Source organism: Bacillus sp. JNUCC-22 (assembly GCF_018861275.1).
Taxonomy (GTDB): Bacteria; Bacillota; Bacilli; order Bacillales; family Bacillaceae; genus Bacillus; species Bacillus velezensis.
In genome coordinates this window covers 1,093,554-1,110,920 of the sequence record NZ_CP076408.1, presented here as the reverse complement: position 1 = coordinate 1,110,920, position 17,367 = coordinate 1,093,554, and the positions used below count along the sequence as shown (strand labels likewise).

18 protein-coding genes are annotated in these 17,367 nt (G+C 48.5%); 2 read left to right on the top strand and 16 right to left on the bottom strand.

What is annotated here, in order from left to right; all coding sequences use genetic code 11:
* Nucleotides 1-33 precede the first annotated feature (33 nt).
* The 5 genes from JNUCC22_RS05700 to JNUCC22_RS05680 form a co-directional block, all read right to left on the bottom strand.
* A complete protein-coding gene (locus tag JNUCC22_RS05700) occupies nt 34-1,023 on the bottom strand; it encodes an ABC transporter ATP-binding protein (protein ID WP_003155053.1) in 990 nt (329 codons plus the stop codon).
* On the bottom strand, nt 1,020-2,006 hold the full coding sequence (locus JNUCC22_RS05695; RefSeq protein ID WP_007409119.1) for an ABC transporter ATP-binding protein: 987 nt from the start codon (nt 2,004-2,006) through the stop codon (nt 1,020-1,022). The genes JNUCC22_RS05700 and JNUCC22_RS05695 overlap by 4 nt, the downstream gene beginning before the upstream one ends.
* A gap of 173 nt (nt 2,007-2,179) precedes the next feature.
* Nucleotides 2,180-2,965 (bottom strand): DUF2268 domain-containing putative Zn-dependent protease, encoded by a 786-nt coding sequence (locus JNUCC22_RS05690; RefSeq protein WP_020955630.1) that lies wholly within the window; start codon nt 2,963-2,965, stop codon nt 2,180-2,182.
* 82 nt (nt 2,966-3,047) lie between these two features.
* Nucleotides 3,048-4,286 carry a beta-ketoacyl-ACP synthase II gene (gene fabF / locus JNUCC22_RS05685; protein ID WP_020955629.1) on the bottom strand — a complete coding sequence of 413 codons (1,239 nt, stop codon included), beginning with the start codon at nt 4,284-4,286 and terminating at the stop codon, nt 3,048-3,050.
* Between the two features lie 22 nt (nt 4,287-4,308).
* A complete protein-coding gene (locus JNUCC22_RS05680; protein WP_007409122.1) occupies nt 4,309-5,247 on the bottom strand; it encodes a beta-ketoacyl-ACP synthase III in 939 nt (312 codons plus the stop codon).
* A gap of 166 nt (nt 5,248-5,413) precedes the next feature.
* Here JNUCC22_RS05680 and JNUCC22_RS05675 point away from each other — a divergent pair, with 166 nt between their 5' ends.
* Nucleotides 5,414-5,632 (top strand): hypothetical protein, encoded by a 219-nt coding sequence (locus JNUCC22_RS05675; protein WP_007409123.1) that lies wholly within the window; start codon nt 5,414-5,416, stop codon nt 5,630-5,632.
* 28 nt (nt 5,633-5,660) lie between these two features.
* On the opposite strand, the gene JNUCC22_RS05670 is transcribed toward JNUCC22_RS05675, so the two are convergent.
* The 4 genes from JNUCC22_RS05670 to JNUCC22_RS05655 all read right to left on the bottom strand — a co-directional run bounded on the left by JNUCC22_RS05670 (nt 5,661) and on the right by JNUCC22_RS05655 (nt 8,291).
* A complete protein-coding gene (locus tag JNUCC22_RS05670; RefSeq protein WP_003155061.1) occupies nt 5,661-5,852 on the bottom strand; it encodes a ComZ family protein in 192 nt (63 codons plus the stop codon).
* A gap of 12 nt (nt 5,853-5,864) precedes the next feature.
* Entirely contained in the window at nt 5,865-6,818 is a 954-nt protein-coding gene (locus tag JNUCC22_RS05665; protein ID WP_015417205.1) for a BMP family ABC transporter substrate-binding protein, read from the bottom strand.
* Nucleotides 6,819-6,907: 89 nt separating this feature from the next.
* A complete protein-coding gene (locus JNUCC22_RS05660; RefSeq protein ID WP_216062200.1) occupies nt 6,908-7,474 on the bottom strand; it encodes a Rossmann-fold NAD(P)-binding domain-containing protein in 567 nt (188 codons plus the stop codon).
* Between the two features lie 82 nt (nt 7,475-7,556).
* The gene (locus tag JNUCC22_RS05655; protein ID WP_007409127.1) at nt 7,557-8,291 is read right to left on the bottom strand and encodes a hypothetical protein; all 735 of its coding nucleotides are present in this window, start codon (nt 8,289-8,291) and stop codon (nt 7,557-7,559) included.
* A gap of 260 nt (nt 8,292-8,551) precedes the next feature.
* Here JNUCC22_RS05655 and JNUCC22_RS05650 point away from each other — a divergent pair, with 260 nt between their 5' ends.
* Entirely contained in the window at nt 8,552-8,737 is a 186-nt protein-coding gene (locus JNUCC22_RS05650) for a YjzD family protein (protein WP_007409129.1), read from the top strand.
* 36 nt (nt 8,738-8,773) lie between these two features.
* Here JNUCC22_RS05650 and JNUCC22_RS05645 read toward each other — a convergent pair whose 3' ends face one another.
* The 7 genes from JNUCC22_RS05645 to argJ form a co-directional block, all read right to left on the bottom strand.
* Nucleotides 8,774-8,953 carry a YjzC family protein gene (locus JNUCC22_RS05645; protein ID WP_003155070.1) on the bottom strand — a complete coding sequence of 60 codons (180 nt, stop codon included), beginning with the start codon at nt 8,951-8,953 and terminating at the stop codon, nt 8,774-8,776.
* A gap of 75 nt (nt 8,954-9,028) precedes the next feature.
* Nucleotides 9,029-10,000: an ornithine carbamoyltransferase gene (gene argF, locus JNUCC22_RS05640; RefSeq protein WP_007409130.1), complete on the bottom strand. Its 972-nt coding sequence runs from the start codon at nt 9,998-10,000 to the stop codon at nt 9,029-9,031.
* A complete protein-coding gene (locus tag JNUCC22_RS05635; protein ID WP_216062199.1) occupies nt 9,988-13,083 on the bottom strand; it encodes a carbamoyl-phosphate synthase (glutamine-hydrolyzing) large subunit in 3,096 nt (1,031 codons plus the stop codon). The genes argF and JNUCC22_RS05635 overlap by 13 nt, the downstream gene beginning before the upstream one ends.
* Nucleotides 13,076-14,134, bottom strand: coding sequence for a carbamoyl phosphate synthase small subunit (locus JNUCC22_RS05630; protein ID WP_007409132.1), 1,059 nt, complete (start codon nt 14,132-14,134; stop codon nt 13,076-13,078). The genes JNUCC22_RS05635 and JNUCC22_RS05630 overlap by 8 nt, the downstream gene beginning before the upstream one ends.
* 69 nt (nt 14,135-14,203) lie before the next feature.
* Nucleotides 14,204-15,361, bottom strand: coding sequence for an acetylornithine transaminase (locus JNUCC22_RS05625; protein ID WP_007409133.1), 1,158 nt, complete (start codon nt 15,359-15,361; stop codon nt 14,204-14,206).
* A complete protein-coding gene (gene argB, locus JNUCC22_RS05620; RefSeq protein ID WP_007409134.1) occupies nt 15,358-16,134 on the bottom strand; it encodes an acetylglutamate kinase in 777 nt (258 codons plus the stop codon). Before argB ends, JNUCC22_RS05625 begins: the two co-directional genes overlap by 4 nt.
* Nucleotides 16,135-16,148: 14 nt before the next feature.
* Entirely contained in the window at nt 16,149-17,366 is a 1,218-nt protein-coding gene (argJ, locus tag JNUCC22_RS05615) for a bifunctional ornithine acetyltransferase/N-acetylglutamate synthase (protein ID WP_039062882.1), read from the bottom strand.
* Nucleotide 17,367: the final 1 nt, after the last annotated feature.

The window sequence follows — 17,367 nt, the reverse complement described above, 5'->3', positions numbered from 1 at the left end:
AATCCGGCATACCCCCTCTCGATGCTTGTCATTTCAGGCATATAAATGGCAAGCGACGTAATGGCCGGGAGCGGCTTCTTCAAATGCCGGGATTTGTTCCTTGCAGATCGGTTTGGCCATCGGGCACCGCGTGTGGAACACGCAGCCTTTCGGCGGGTTTGCCGGGCTTGGCAGTTCTCCTTTCAGGATGATTCGTTCCCGCTTGACGGCGTCTTTTTTTCTCGTGACGGGCACTGAAGACAAAAGCGCTTGCGTATAAGGGTGAAGCGGATTGCCGTACAGCTCGTGTTTATCGGTCAGCTCCATCATTTTTCCCAGATACATGACGCCGACTCTGTCGCTGATATGGCGGACAACACTCAAATCATGAGAAATAAACAAATAGGTCAGGTTGAATTCATCCTGCAGTTCTTCCATCAGATTGATGACCTGGGCCTGAATGGAGACATCGAGTGCGGAAACGGGTTCATCCGCAATAATCAGCTCGGGATTCAACGTCAGAGCCCGCGCAATCCCGATCCGCTGGCGCTGCCCTCCGGAAAATTCGTGCGGATAGCGGTTTGCAAAGCTCGGATGAAGGCCGACTTTCGCCAGCAGCTCCTCCACTCGCTCGTTCCGCTCGCTCATGCTGTACATATGGTGAGTCTGGAACGGCTCTTTAATAATGGAACGCAGCGTTTTCCTCGGGTTAAGGGATGCGAAGGGATCTTGGAAGACCATCTGGATGTTTTTGCGGACGCTTTTTCTCAGCTTTTCTTCAGATAAGCCGGAGATATCCTGACCCTTAAAAAGAATCCGGCCGTCTGTCGGCTTGTATAAACGGATCATCGTCCTTCCCGCCGTTGATTTGCCGCATCCTGATTCACCGACGATGCCGAGCGTCTCCCCGCGCTTCAGTGAAAAAGAAACACCGTCAACAGCCTTTATATCACCGACTTTCCTTTGAAAAAAACCGGAGCGGATCGGGAAATATTTTTTTACGTCTTTCAGCTCTAAAATCGTTTCTTGGCCTGCAGCTGTCATTTTGATTGGGCACCCTCTTCCTCATATAAAAAACATCTTACAGAACGGCCGCTTTCATGCGTTATCAGCTCCGGCTGCCCTGTTTTACATTTGTCCATCGCTTTTGAACACCTCGGGGCAAATCGGCAGCCTTCCGGAAGATTATCCGGTGTCGGGACACTGCCTTTGATCGCTTTTAATGTATCAATCTCTCCATCTATCACCGGTATGGAGTTTAACAGCCCCTCGGTATACGGATGAAGAGGGTTTAAAAATAAGTCCTCCACACTCGCGCTCTCTACGACTTGTCCGCAGTACATCACGATCACCCTGTCGGCGGCTTCGGAAACCACACCTAAATCGTGAGTGATCAGCAGAATGGAAGTATCGAATTTTTTGCAGAGGTCTTTCATCAGCTCCAATACTTGGGCTTGTATCGTCACATCAAGCGCCGTCGTCGGCTCATCAGCGATCAGAAGCTTCGGATTGCAGCTGAGCGCAATGGCGATCATCACCCTCTGTCTCATCCCTCCGGAAAGACGGTGCGGATATTCTTTCATTACTTGTTCCGCTCTGGAGAATCCGACGAGTTCCAGAAGCTCAACGGCTTTTTTAGCCGCTTCTTTTTTATTCATTTTTTTATGGTATTCAAGCACTTCGGTAATTTGTTCGCCGATGGTCAGCACCGGATTCAGGGAAGTCATGGGCTCCTGAAAGATCATAGAGACGTCATTTCCGCGGATTTTGCAATATTCGTTTTCGGTGAAGGAGGCCAGGTCCCTGCCTTCAAGCTTAATCGAGCCGTCCATAATTTTTCCGCCCGAGCCTTGGACAAGTCCCATAATAGAAAGCGAGGTGATGCTTTTGCCCGAGCCGGATTCTCCTACAAGAGCGACGGTTTCGCCTTTGTTAATGTGAAAATCAACCCCGTCGACTGCGGGGATCGGCTGTTTCTTTCTGAAAAAATAGGTCTTTAAATTATTCACTTCTAATAGTGTGCTCATGATACGCCCCTTTCTCATTCCGCTGAAGCAGAGGGAAACATACGTTTCGCTATCACAAAATATAGAATAGTCGAAAAATTTTATAGTTGTATATTATTACATCATTATTACAAAAGCAAGAATTTTTTAGGATAAATGTAATATCCTTAAATAATTTCCATTCTTTTAATCTATTAAAGCGTTGCCTCCAGAAAGGTTTTTGAAGGGATGGCCAATGCTTCTTTTACTGTTTTTTGATGGCCGGTTAAATATTTTTTTACTATATTGAATCCGACGGCATAGCCGAGCATTGAGGGGAAGTATCCTTTTCCGTATAACAGCTGGGAAAACATTCTGCTGTCTCTCGTTAAGCGGAGGTTCGGCTTGACTCTTTTTTCAAACAGAAAATCAAGCTGCTCAGGCGTATAGTAGGACGTCCATTCCGCCGTAAGACTTGAGCCGAACCGCTCATATACAGCATATTCTGCCAGCCCCTCCATCATGATTGTATCAAGAAATGTCTCGTCTTTTTCGTCCTTTGTCACATGTTCTAACCGGCAGACGTGATTATATTCATGTGTCATAAGGGCGGATACAGCTGAATTGGAACTATCCGACGATAGAAAGAGGAACATTTTGTCCCGAAAGGCCAGACCGGATTTTGATCCGAATTCCTGACGGATTTTCCGGTTTCGTTCGTCGACGGGCAAAACTACGATCGGCACGTCCGGCCCGTTCCACTTCTCCTTTAAATAAGCTTCCTCCTTTTGAATATGGCTGTAGCATCCTTTTTCTTTCAGCCGTTTACTGGTCCTAACGCCGTCCTTCAAATGGCGGAACATGCCGTGGTTTTGCAGCATCCCGAGTATCGGCTTCCACTCTTTCTTATCGGCCCCTGCAAAAAGCGGCAAAAGATGCGGGGCCAGATCATTTACGGATGCCGCCTTTTCCATCCATTGATATGTCTGCTTGACGCTCATACCGGTTCGCCTCCTCTTGTTGTTATCATATGCACACACAAAAAAACCGGCCACCTTTTTCAGGCAGCCGGTCAAAACTGTATTATTGATATTTTTTAAAGATCAAAGTGGCATTATGTCCGCCGAAGCCGAGCGAGTTGCTGAGAACGATGTTGACATCCTGCTCGCGCGCTTTGTCCGGTACATAATCTAAATCACACTCTTCATCAGGTGTTTCGATGTTAATCGTCGGCGGGATAATGCTGTCTTTAATGGCCATGACGGAGAAGATTGCTTCAATTCCTCCGGCAGCGCCTAACAAATGACCCGTCATTGATTTTGTCGAACTGACGGCGAGCTTGTACGCATGATCACCGAAAACGGTCTTAATGGCTTTTGTCTCGTATTTATCATTGTAGTACGTGCTTGTGCCGTGAGCGTTGATGTAATCAATTTCTTCAGGCTTGATGCCCGCATCTTTGATTGCTTCCTGCATCGCTCTCGCACCGCCTTCCCCGTCTTGGGCAGGCGCGGTAATGTGATAGGCATCACCCGTTGAGCCGTAGCCGACAATTTCCCCGTAGATTTTCGCACCGCGGGCAAGGGCATGCTCAAGCTCTTCAAGCACGACGATCCCCGCGCCTTCTCCCATGACAAAGCCGTCACGGTTTTTATCAAACGGGCGGCTTGCCGTTTTCGGATCAGGATTTGTAGAAAGGGCTTTGTTTGCGCTGAAGCCCGCAAATGACATTCTTGTCAGCGGCGCTTCCGTTCCGCCCGTAATCATCGCATCGGCATCGCCGCGCTGAATGACTTTAAACGCGTCACCGATAGAGTTCGTTCCCGTCGCACATGCCGTCACCGTACAGGAGTTGACTCCTTTTGCTCCGAGAGCGATTGAGATTTGGCCTGTCGCCATATCCGGAATCATCATCGGAACAAAGAACGGGCTGACTCTTCTCGGCCCTTTTGTCAGGAAGATTTCGAATTGGGATTCAAGCGTTTCAAGACCGCCGATTCCGGACCCGACCCAAACGCCGACTCTCGGCGCGATCTCGTCTGTGATGTTCAGACCGGCATCTTGAACTGCCATTTTCGCGGCTACGACAGCGTATTGCGTGAAGCGGTCCATTTTTCGCGCTTCTTTTTTATCCATGTAATTTTCAATATTGAAATCTTTCAGTTCAGCAGCTACTTTCGCCGGATACTCGTCCGATTCCACACGTGTGATCGGTCCGATTCCGGATACGCCGCCGATTGCATTTTTCCAGCTTGTTTCGGCGTCGTTTCCAAGCGGAGACAGGGCTCCAAGCCCTGTAACGACTACTCTTTTTTTACTCATCTTGTGTGCACCTCACCTTTTTTTATCGTCCCCAGCGTATTGCTATGGCGCCCCATGTCAATCCTCCGCCGAAACCGACCATGACGATGACGTCGCCGTCTTTAATTTTGCCTGCTTCCAGTTCCTCTACTAATGAAATCGGAATGGATGCTGCGGATGTGTTTCCATATTTATGGACTGTTTTAGACATCTTTTCAACCGGAAGCTCCAAACGTTCCCGTGCCGCTTCCATGATGCGGATGTTTGCCTGATGCGGAATCAAAAAGTCTACGTCCTCTTTGGAGAGGCCGGCTTTTTCAATGACATTTACACTCGATTCACCCATTTGCCGGACGGCGAATTTGAATACTTCTCTTCCATGCATGATTGTATGCCCTTTTTCATCTAAGTACAAGTGCTGACCGCCTGTACCGTCTGCTCCGAGCTCAAATGACAGTATGCCTCTGTCGTCGCTGACCGGTCCGATGACCGCCGCTCCGGCTCCGTCTCCGAACAGCACAGCCGTATTGCGGTCGTCCCAGTCGGTAATGCTTGAGAGCTTTTCCACGCCGACCACGAGGACATGTTTGTATGTTTGCGATTCAATGAATTGTTTGGCGGTTACGATACCGTACATAAAACCCGCACATGCGGCGCTGATATCCATCGCGCACGCTTTTTTGGCCCCGAGCTTCTCTTGTATCATACAGGAAACGGTGGGGAAAGACTGGTCAGGAGTAACCGTCGCCACGAGGATCATATCAAGCTCCTCAGCGGAAATGCCGGCCTGATCAAGCGCTTTTTGCGCAGCCTCAGCGGCCATGCCGGATGAATACATATCTTCCGCGGCGATTCTTCTTTCTTCTATACCTGTTCTCGTACGAATCCACTCGTCCGATGTATCTACCATTTGTTCAAGATCATGATTTGTCAGCACTTTCTCCGGGATGTAACGGCCGACGCCAAGAATTCCAGCTTTCATTGGAAAGACTCCTTTTTTATAATGAATTTAAAACTAATTAGTTATGATCAATTATTAGTATCAGGTACTAATTCTACCCTATTTTTTTTCTGTTGGCAATATATTCGTCTAAACTATCGGACGCTGCTCCTCATAGAATAAAAGGAAGACGAAAGGAGGCTTCACTATGGATATTTTCTCCAAAATGATGTTCGGCGATTCCAGAGACCGGGATAAAGAACCGGAAGAAAACCCGGAGCAGCCTCAGGCTGAAAACGAAGAAGAGATCGATTACAACCACGTGATGAATCAGCTGGGGTCCATCATGAACTCTCTGGATCAATTAAAGCCTGTATTTAAAGACTTCGCGCCGATGGTGTCCGCTATAAAGAAAAAAATCATGTGAAAAGCCACTTCATGAAAAGTGGCTCTCTTTATTTATTCAGCTCCCCGGCATCAGATCTGCCAAGCTCATACGCTTCCGCCATGACCGATGTAAACAGGTCCATAAACGGCTGAATCATTTCCATAGACAGATCTATGCCGGATTTCTCAAGCTCCGCCTTTGCTTCCGGCAGGTATTTCATCGCGATCTGCATAAATTCAAGAGACTTTTCATGCTGCATGTGTATCCACCTCTATTCATTTGACGGCAGTTCATTTGTTCGGTTATACGTTTTTACAAGGTCTGAGATTTTGTCTTGAAATGCTTTGTCCACCAGAGGGCTGAACGTCCCCATTTCAACGACTCCTTCCCTGAAATCAAAGTTGTGATCTCCGCTCTTGAGCGAACCTTTATTATATTGCTCGGCAATTAATGTATAGGCTTTATCTACGTTTTGCACCGTGCTTGTCAGCACCGTGTTTTTGCCGAGATTCGATTGTTCGGCGACATAGCCGATGGCGTAAAGCCCGTCTTTTTTGATTTGCTGAATGACAGGAACATTATACCCGTCTCCGGCCGGATATACAACATCCGTGCCTTCCGCTTTTAACTTCTCGTAAAGATGCAGCGCTTCATTGCCGTTATCCCAGTGGTCCGTAAATTCAGTATTGACGGTGATATCAGGCTTTTCATATTTCGCCCCTTTGATAAAGCCGTCTACTTCAGGCTGCCACAAAAAGGAGGCGATGACGCCGACCTCATTGGTTTTTGACATATGGGCGGCTGTCATTCCCCCGAAAAAACCCATTGCTTCTCCCATAAGATGAACGCTTGTGACATTATCGCTTTTCGCCGTTCCGTTTGCGACGACGAATTCCATGTCGGGATAATCCTTGCTGATCATATTGAAGATTTCCTCGTATTCATTTCCGTGCCCGTATAAAAGATTGACTCCTTTTTTATGAAAATCATCTATCGCTTTTAAAATATCTTCATCGGATCTGATATTTTCTTTATAATAAACGTCAACGTTAAATTCAGATTGTATCGCTAATAAACCTTTGTAACCTTTTGTGCCCCATACCAAGTCACTGATAGTATCGGGAAAAAGCATTCCGACCTTCTCAATTTTTCCTTTAAACGGAGTTTGTGCGCATCCGCTCAATAAAAGGAGGACAGAAAAGATCATGACAAGCCTGGTGATCAAGCCATGTTCAACCCCTTTTCAAACTCATAACATGTATAATTGATATACGTTTATTGTAGCGGTAATGCACATAACATGGAAGGTATTTCTTAAAAAATGTCGAATATTGATGAAAATTGTCTTTTCCATTCTTTAATTTTTTCTTCCGCTTCCGTTTTTTGCGTTTTTTCTTTTATTTCCAGGGTAATAATCTGATTTTCGTCTTCTGAGCCGTATGCCTCAAGCTGATTCATCAGCCCGCAGACTGCGTCTTCTAAAAAGATCCTGCTTTCGCCATCTTCTTTTGCTTCTGTCCACGGACCGTAAAGGGGAGGAAGGATAATCGCTTTTGCCGTATCCCGCTGACCGTTTTTTTCCCAGTCTCCGTGATCCTCACTGTAAACAATCCAATATAAAGGCTCAGCCCTTTCTTCAGGCAGACACCCGCTCCCGTATTGAACGCAGATACGATCGTATTCCTTTTCACCGATTTCATCTATTATTTGAAAAAGCCCGTTTCTCGCGAGCCACATTAAACGTTCTTCTAAATACAGCTGCCTCGTTTTGTCCTCCGGTTCTGCCAAAATGACATCAACATGCACACCCTCATCCATCAACCGTTCGCACAATGAAAGGCCGAGAAATTCATCTGCTCCAATGATCAGCGCTGTCTTCATCACATCTGCCGCCTTTCCGGTTTTTCATTCGCACACAAGCCAAACAGCCCTCTGAAAAGAGATGGCTGTTGTATTCTATTCATTACAGGTCTTTTTCATGACTGCGGAAAAACCGGCAGATGGCTCTGTACATACGCGCAGGGTTCTCAAGCAGGTGATACGTGATATCAGTCTTGCTTCCGGTCTTTTCCCGGGCTTCTTTATACGCGTTCGCATGCAGGGTGTACGGATACGGCGCTCCGGTCGTTCTTTGCCATATATGTACCGGCACGCGGGTGCGGCAGCCGGTAATGGTCTGATAGCTCAGTGAGCTTGCCTCTTTTTCAGAAACACCGAAGCTTTGTGCCGTTTCCCTCAGAAACTGCTTATAAAAAAACTTATTTTCTTTCTCTGATTCAAAATGGGCTTGAAGGTCAAGACAAGGATCTAACATTGCGGCTGAACGGATATGCTCCGCTGAAGACTGCAGCAATTGATCGGCGATAAGGGCGCCCATGCCTTCTGCGAGCAAGTGTATTTTCGGATTGAGGATTTCTTGTTTCAGCACATAATGAATCAGCTGTCTGGCGTAAAGGACGGCTTTTTCCGAACCCCAATGCCGTCCGTATAAATTGCTGTTAAAAATGGTGTATCCTCTGTCAAGCATCGTATTTAACAGCTGGTTTCTCCCTTCATGTTCGAGCCAAAAGCTTGAGTCCCGGCTGACAAAGTGGGTTCTGTCCCCCAGAATAAAGATACAGAAGCCATTCGGCCGATACGGCAGATGGATGACGTTCAGCTCAGATCCGAATTGGAAAAATCTTTCCGTAATCCCCATGCCTGCCCGCCTCCTTTTACTCCTAATCTCTCTATTGGCTATCATATGTAAGAAGAATGAAAACGGATCGGATAAACTCCTATTTGCTGCTATGTTTTGGCTATTATCCCGAGCACAGGAACCGAATTTTCCATCAGACGGCCGGACAGGCGGGCAAATGTCAGTTTCAGGCGCGCTTTTTGATGAGAAAATGACCTTCCGCCCGCGCTTTATGTATGGTATGATACAACGTAGAATAAAATGAAGGACGAGGTGGAAACGTGCGGTTTATTATCGGTTTTATTTGGACGTTCCTTTTAACACATATGGCCTGTTATTTGGTCGCCTCCATGAACAGCGCGGCGTACAATTTCAAGCAATCATCCGTTATTGCCGTGGTTATTGCGGTGCTAGTCTTTGTTCTTGCGGAGATCATGCCTGTCAAACAGGATGCAAGCCAGCATTAAATAAAAAAACCTGCTATTCAGCAGGTTTTTTTGTGTTCACGGTTTTCGTTGATACGTCCACAATCTGTTGTGGTTTGAAGTTTCAGGGAACATTTCCCCCACCGTAAGCTTGATTTTTTGCGGGTTTTTGACCATGCTTCCCGTTTCGCCGATTTCAACGTACACACCGTTATTCGGCGCTTTTTGTCCCGGGCGGAATTGATGCTGCTGTCCCACGTCATTTCCTCCTTTTTCTTTTTTATGTAGTATGCGCTTGTATGCGGAGAAATATCAAAAACCGCTGAATGAGATTCAGCGGTTTTTTTGTTCATCCTGTTTGTAAAGAAGAGCTTTCAGGAGCGCTTTTTGCGCGTGAAGCCGGTTTTCCGCCTGCTGAAATACCGCAGAGTTCGGACCGTCGATAATCTCGGACGTGACCTCTTCTTCCCGATGCGCGGGCAGGCAATGCAAAAATGTATAGTCGGGTTTTGCGAGACTGACGAGTGAGGCGTTGACTTGATACGGGGCAAACACATTCAGCCGCTGCTGCGTCTCTTCCTCCTGCCCCATGCTCGTGAAGACGTCGGAGTAAATCACATCTGCATCCCGCACCGCTTCCTGCGGATTTTCGGTAAGGGTGATTTTCGCTCCGGAAACAGCCGCCGCTTCTTTCGCGGCATTCACCGCCTCTTCCTCTACTTCATAGCCTTTCGGCGAAGCAATCGCAATGTCACAGCCCATTTTTGCGCAGCCGATCATAAGTGAATGCGCCACATTATTTCCGTCACCGATATAGGCGGCTTTTACTCCTTTCAGTTTTCCTTTTATTTCTTGTATCGTTAACAGATCCGCGAGTGCCTGACACGGGTGATACCGGTCGGTCAGCCCGTTTATGACGGGAATGTCTGCATGCTCGGCAAGCTCTTCGACTTTTTCATGCTCAAAGGTGCGGATCATAATGGCATCAACGAAGCCGGACAGCACCTTCGCCGTATCCGCGACCGTCTCCCCCCGCCCAAGCTGCAGGTCGCTGCTTGAAAGAAATAGTCCCGTTCCCCCGAGCTGGGCCATTCCCGCTTCAAAAGACACACGTGTGCGGGTTGAAGATTTTTCAAAAATCATCGCCAATGTTTTCCCTTGGAAAATCGGCTGTATCGGATGTTGTTTTAATAATGAAGCTTCTGTCAGAAGCGCTTTGATGTCTGACGGGCTGACATCTTTTAAGGAAAGAAAATCTTTGCCGTACAAATGGGTTAATGTGTGTTCCGCTTTTATTGTGTGCATGATGCCACTTCCTTTTGATAAAGATCTTTGAGCGATACAGGCTTAGGTTTGCCGGAGCCGCTTGCTAAAAATGCCTTTACGGTTTCCGGTTCAGTAAAGACCGTCACACCGTGCGTCATGGCTTCAATCCGTTGTTTACGCGCTTCTTCAGAGTGATTGAAATTGATATGGACCGCTTTATCCTTTCGCTCTGCCCATGCCGGGAACGCATCTTTGCATACGGTAAATCCCGCCTCTTGAGCCTGACGTTCCAATTCCGCATCACAGCCTTCCAGATAGATGCTGCCTTTTTTCTCCCAGACGTGCGCGTAGATTTTTTTCAGGGCGCTTTCTGCGTCAAACGCGACACACATGCCTTCTCCGGTCGACTTCATTTCCGGCCCGGGCTTTACGTCCACATCCTGAATGGCGTGCGAAGAAAAAACCGGGAATTTCACTGCCGTTCCGTGCTGATTTTGAACCTCGGGCTTGATGTCTTTAAGGGAAGCGCCGGCCAGCAATCTGGCGGCAAGCGGGATCATCGGCACCCCCATCACCTTAGACACGACAGGAACCGTGCGGCTTGCCCGCGGATTCACTTCAAGAACGAGAATATCCCCTTTGTCATCAATGACAAACTGAATGTTCATGATGCCTTTAAAAGCCAGTTTTACCGCGATTTTTTCGGCGGCCTCTCTTATATTCCGCTGCATATCAGGTGTGACAGACGGACCCGGAAGAATCGCAAAACTGTCGCCCGAATGGACGCCGGCGCGTTCAATGTGCTCTGTGTAAGTCGGCACGAATACTTCATGTCCGTCGGAAATCAGATCGATCTCCAATTCTTTTCCTGTAATGTACTGATCGATCAAAATCGGATACGGCATGCCCGCTTCATTTTCCAGCAGTTCTGACATTTGCGCTTCTGAATCAACGATGATCATGCCCATCCCACCGATGACATAAGACGGACGGATCAGCACGGGGTAGCCGATTCGGCTTGCTTTTTCCGTTGCTTCTTCTTTTGAATAAGCGGTTTCGCCTTTGGCATGTTTCAGGTCAAGGTCATCAAGCAGCTGATAAAACAGATCCCGATCCTCCAGCGCATCAAGGGTTTCAAAGGATGTTCCGAGCAGCGGAATGCCCGCTTTTTCCAGCGGTTCAGCGGCATTGATCGCGGTCTGCCCCCCAAACTGGACGATGGCAAAATCAATGTTTTCATGTTCCGCCACGTTCAAAATATGTTCTGTCGTCAGCGGTTCAAAATAAAGCCGGTCAGCGATTTCATAATCCGTGCTTACTGTTTCCGGATTGTTATTGATCATAATCGTTTCATACCCCAGCTTTTGCAGGGTCAGAACGCCGTGGACGGCACTGTAATCAAATTCCACTCCCTGACCGATGCGGATCGGGCCTGAGCCGATGATGAGGGCGCGTTTTTTCTCTTTTCGGCTGATATCTCCGTCGCTTTCCCCGAGGTAGGTGGAGTAGAAATAATTCGTCTTGGCATCAAATTCAGCGGCGCATGTATCTACGATTTTAAACGACGGGACGATGCCTGATTTCTTTCTGAGAGCACGGATGTCTTCTTCCGTTTTTCCCGTGAGAGATGCGATCATGACATCCGTGAAGCCTTTTACCTTCGCCTGCTTTAAAAGCGGCATTGACAGATGATCCCCTTCTTCCATCAGCTCGTTTTCCAATGTGATGATATTTCGGAATACATGGAGAAAAAACGGGTCAATTTTCGTTTTGGCATGGATGTCTTCTATCGTTTCACCGCGGCTTAACAGTTCCATGACGACGAAAAATCTCCGGTCATCCGGCGTTACCGCTAATTCCCACAGCTGATTGATCGTACAGCCGCCGAGTTCAGGCAGGCGGGTGCCGATCGTTTTCAGCTCAAGGGAGGCCGCCGCTTTTTGAATGGCCGCTTCCATATTTCTTTCAATCGCCATGACCTCTCCCGTCGCTTTCATCTTCGTTCCGAGCGTGCGGTCGGCATGTTTAAATTTATCAAACGGCCAGCGCGGGAATTTGACGATGACATAATCAAGCGCCGGTTCAAAGCTTGCATAAGTAGAGCCCGTCAGCGGATTTTTCAGTTCGTCGAGCGTATAGCCGACGGCAAGTTTCGCCGCCATTTTGGCAATCGGGTAGCCGGTCGCTTTTGACGCGAGGGCTGAAGAGCGGCTGACACGCGGGTTCACTTCAATGACATAGTACTGTTTGCTGAACGGATCCAGCGCAAATTGAATGTTGCAGCCGCCGACCACATCCAGCGCCGAAATAATCGCCAGGCTTGCTGAACGCAGCATCTGATATTCTTCATCCGTTAACGTCTGGGACGGTGCGACGACGATGGAGTCCCCTGTATGCACGCCGACGGGATCGATGTTTTCCATATTACAGACGGTGATGCATGTATGATTGCTGTCGCGCATGACCTCATATTCGATTTCTTTAAAACCGGCGATGCTTTTTTCGACGAGGCATTGGCTGATCGGGCTTGCTAACAGCGCCTGTTTAATAAGCGTATGAAACGCTTCTTTCGTTTTCGCGATTCCGCCTCCCTTTCCGCCTAACGTGTACGCCGGTCTCAGAATGACCGGAAATCCGATAGACTCAGCGAAACGGAGGGCGTCTTCTTCGTTGTCGACGATTTCGCTTTCCGGAACGGGCTGATCGAGCTCTTTCATCAGGGCGCGGAACTGCTCCCGGTCTTCGCCTTTTTGAATGGTTTCCACCGATGTTCCCAAAAGCTTGACGTGATGCTTCTTCAGCACGCCTGCTTCTTCAAGCTTAACGGCTAAATTCAATGCCGTCTGGCCGCCCAAATTGGCAAGCAGACCGTCCGGTTTTTCTTTTTCAATAATGGCCTCGATGCTGTCGGTTGTGAGCGGTTCAAAATATATTTCATCGGCAAACGCCTCATCCGTCATAATCGTTGCCGGGTTGTTGTTGACTAGAATAACGCGGTATCCTTCTTCTTTCAGAGCCATGCAGCCCTGCGTTCCTGAATAATCAAATTCTGCCGCCTGGCCGATGATGATGGGGCCGGAGCCGATGACTAATATGCTGGAAATGGTTGTATCTTTAGGCATGAGCGATTTCTCTCCTTGCTGGTATCACTTTCTCTAGAAATTCATCAAATATCCACTCGCTCTCAGCCGGTCCGGGATGAGCTTCAGGGTGGAACTGGACGCTTAATACGGGAAGGCGCTTATGAATGAGCCCTTCCACTGATGTATCATTGACATGATGAAATCTGATGGACAGCTCGTTTTCGTCAATTGATGCTTCATCAACGACATAGCTGTGGTTCTGGCTTGTCATAAACACCCGTTTCGTTTTCCGGTCAATGACGGGATGGTTGGCACCCCTGTGGCCGAACGGCAGCTTATACGTATTTCCTCCGAAAGCCAGGGCAATCAGCTGATGCCCGAGGCAAATGCCGAGTGCGGGGAAATCACTGAGTAATGATGTAATCCGGTTCATGTACGGCGCAATCGCTTTCGGGTCGCCCGGGCCGTTTGAGAGCACGATTCCGTCAGGCTGAATGTCGTAAACAGCGTTCATCTGCTGATACGGAATGACCGTTACTTTACAGCCGCGCTTTACAAGTGACGAGGCGATTGATTTTTTATAACCGAAATCAATCAGCGCAATATGCCGGTCTCCATTCCCCATTGACGTGATGTCTTCAGACTGCGCCAGCTCCGCCGGGTTTTCTGTTCCGGATGCTGCCGGAATTTCTCCTGTTGTTGACACGGCAGCGTTCATCGTGCCGCCGGAGCGGATGGTTTTGACGACGGCCCGTGTGTCCACTTCGGTTAAGAGCGGGATGTTCCATTTATTTAAATACTCTCTCAAGCTTGAGACTGCTTCATGGTGAGAAAAATGTTCACACGCTTCATAGACGGCAACAGCCTTGACTTGAGGAATCTTACTTTCAAGGTCTTTTTCATTAATTCCGTAGTTTCCGATCAGCGGATACGTAAAGACGACGATCTGACCCTTATATGACGGGTCTGTAAGCACTTCCTGATAACCCGTCATTCCGGTGAAAAAAACCGCTTCGCCAACACAGCGGGCTTCTTTTTCAAGTTCACCGCCGAATGATGTTCCGTCTTCCAATACTAAATAGCCTTTCATCTAAAGCCCACCTCTTGATGAATAATTAATTAAAAATATGAATTTTTATACTTTTATATCGAAAAAAAATTACCGTTTCACTGCCGAATGCGCTTCGATCGCTGCCTTAAGCATACTGACGGCCGACAGCATTTCTTCTTCAGAAACCGTAAGCGGCGGGAGCAGCCTGATGACATTCGGTCCGGCCGGAAGCACGAGAAGCCCGCGTTCCTGCAGATCTCCGATGATGCCGGACACGGGACCTGCGCATTCAATGCCGATTAATAACCCTTTTCCGCGGATTTCTTTTACAAAAGGCCCTGTCAGTTCACGGTTCAGCTGCGCTTTTAAAAATGATCCTTTGTCTGCCGCCGCCTGGAGAAAGTCCGGCTGAAACACAATGTCCAAGGTTGCTTTCACAGCTGCCATGGCAAGCTTATTGCCGCCGAAAGTCGTACCATGCGTACCCGGCGTAAAGGCGTCGCCAAGCTTCTTTTTGCCGATCACGGCTCCGACGGGAAAACCGTTTCCAAGCCCTTTCGCAGCAGTGATGATGTCCGGCGAGATGCCGAAATGCTCATAGCCGAATGCCTTGCCCGTCCGGCCGATTCCGGTTTGAATCTCGTCTGCGATAAGCAGCGCCTGTTTGTCTTTGCAAAATGTCTGTAAGGCTTCGATGAATTCCGGATCGGCGGGATTGACTCCCCCTTCTCCCTGCACCGTCTCAAGCATGACGGCGGCGATATCATCCTCTTTTGAAAGCGTGCTGAATGCCGACGGATCATTGAACGGAAGATAGTGAAAGCCTTGAAGCATCGGTCCGAAACCGGTCTTGATTTTGTCTTGTCCGGTGGCGGCCATCCCCGCATAGGTCCGCCCGTGAAAGGATTGATGAAATGTTACAATTTTTGTCTTTCCCGTTGCTTTACGGGCAAGCTTAATGGCGCCTTCATTCGCTTCGGCCCCGCTGTTGCAGAAGAAAACGAGATCCCCCGCGCTATGTTCGGCAAGCTTTGCCGCGGCTTTTTCCTGAAGATCATTTTCAAACAGATTGGAAACGTGCCATACGCTGTCAAGCTGTTCTTTCACCGCTTCTGTGACCTCATCATGACAATGGCCGAGATTGGAAACGGCGATGCCCTGAATAAAATCGAGATACGTTTTTCCGTTTTCATCCTCTGCAATTGTCCCTTTCGCTTTTTTGATATCGATGGGCCAGCGGCTGTAGGTTTGAAATAGACTGCTCATGACACGCTCTCCTTTTCTTTGACAATTTTTGTTCCTTGGAAGGCTTGATCGGTGAAAAACGCTCCTTTTCCGTTTACGATCATCACTTCCTCGACATCTTCACTCAGTGCCGATAATGCCGAGTTTACCTTCGGAATCATCCCTCCTGAAATCACGCCGTCATCTATGAGGGCCTGAATCTCTTGCGGCGTCAAAGTATCCAGCCTGCTCTCTCCGTCCATAATTCCTTCGACATCCGTGACAAATAAAAGTTTGTCGGCGTGTAAGGCTGAAGCGACGGCCGATGCCGCGGCGTCTGCGTTGACGTTCAGCGTTTCGAAATCACTTGTCATGGAAAGCGGAGCGATAACGGGAATGATGCCTTCTTTCATTAATGCGTGAATGATTGACGGATCGGTTTTTTGTATTTCGCCGACTTCTCCGTATTTGTCTTGATTAAGATAGGATGCTTGAAGGAGACCGCCGTCCTTTCCTGATATTCCCGCGGCTTTCAGCCCGTTTTTCGCGAGTTCGGTTACGAAAAATTTATTGATCGTCCCTGACAAGACCATTTCCGCTGTTTCCAGCACCGGTTTGGTCGTTTTCCGCTGTCCATCGACAAATTCCGTTTCAATCTGCAATGTTTTCAGCATTTTTGAAATGTCCGGGCCGCCTCCATGGACGACGGCAATGTTCCAGCCCGATTGCATCAGCTCTTTTACATTTTGAAAAAAATCGGCGGATAACTCGCGGATCACGCTTCCGCCGCACTTAAAAACGATCGTTTTCTTCATGCCGCTCCCCTTTGTTATGTGCGATAGCTCGCATTGATTTTAATATAATCATAGGTTAAGTCACAGCCCCATGCCCGGCCGCTGCCGGAGCCTTCCTGCAGGCGGACTGAAATCGTAATCTCATCACCTGATAAGTACTCCTTGGCATCAGTTTCCGAAAACGGCTGAGGTTCGTTGTGTTTAAACAGACACTGGCCGCCGAGGAAAACTTCCACTTGTTCGGCCGTTACGCTTGCCGCACTGTGCCCGATTGCGCCGATGATGCGCCCCCAGTTGGCGTCTGTGCCGTAAACGGCGGTCTTCACAAGGCTTGAGCCGACGATTTTTTTGGCGATAATATTCGCCTCAAGGTTGTTTTTCGCGCCTTCGACTCTGGCTTCAATTAATTTCGTCGCTCCTTCACCGTCTCTGGCTATATCTTTGGCAAGGTCTTCGCATACAAGCTTTAATCCCTTTTTAAAAGCCGGCCAGTCAGGGTGCTGATCCGTCAGGCAATCATTCCCCGCGCAGCCGTTTGCCATCACAAGCACCATGTCATTCGTCGATGTTTCTCCGTCAACGGTGATTTGGTTAAATGAAACATCCGTAATCTCTCTAAGCGCGTTTTTGAGCGCCTGTTCTTCCACGGCCGCGTCCGTTGTGACAAAGCCGAGCATTGTCGCCATGTTGGGGTGGATCATGCCGGAGCCTTTCGCCGCTCCGCCGATCGTGATGATGTCTCCGCCGATCACCAGTTCATAACACGTCTGTTTCGTCACTGTATCCGTCGTCAAAATGGCTTCTTCAAATGCTCCGGACACGGACGGCGCTTGACCGAGCTGTTCAATGCCCGCTTGAATTTTTTTCATATCTAAAAGCTCGCCGATCACCCCGGTTGACGAAACCGCAACAAGCTCCGGCTCAATGCCGAGCTGGCTCGCGAAGCCGTCCCGCATTTCATAGGCGTCCTTTAATCCTTGGTCTCCCGTACAGGCGTTGGCAATCGCGCTGTTGACGATAACCGCCTGAAGCATACCCTCTTTTTTCAGGCTGGCTTGCGTCACTTTCAGCGGTGCTGCCTGAAAATGGCTCTGCGTATATACCGCTGCACTGACTGCAGGCGCTTCGCTGATAATCGCTCCGAGATCTTTTTTTGAATAGCGCAGACCGCAATGCACGCCCTTTGCCTCAAACCCTTTCGGCGAGGATACGCCGCCTTTTATTTTCGTGATTTCCTCACTCAGCTGAATCATA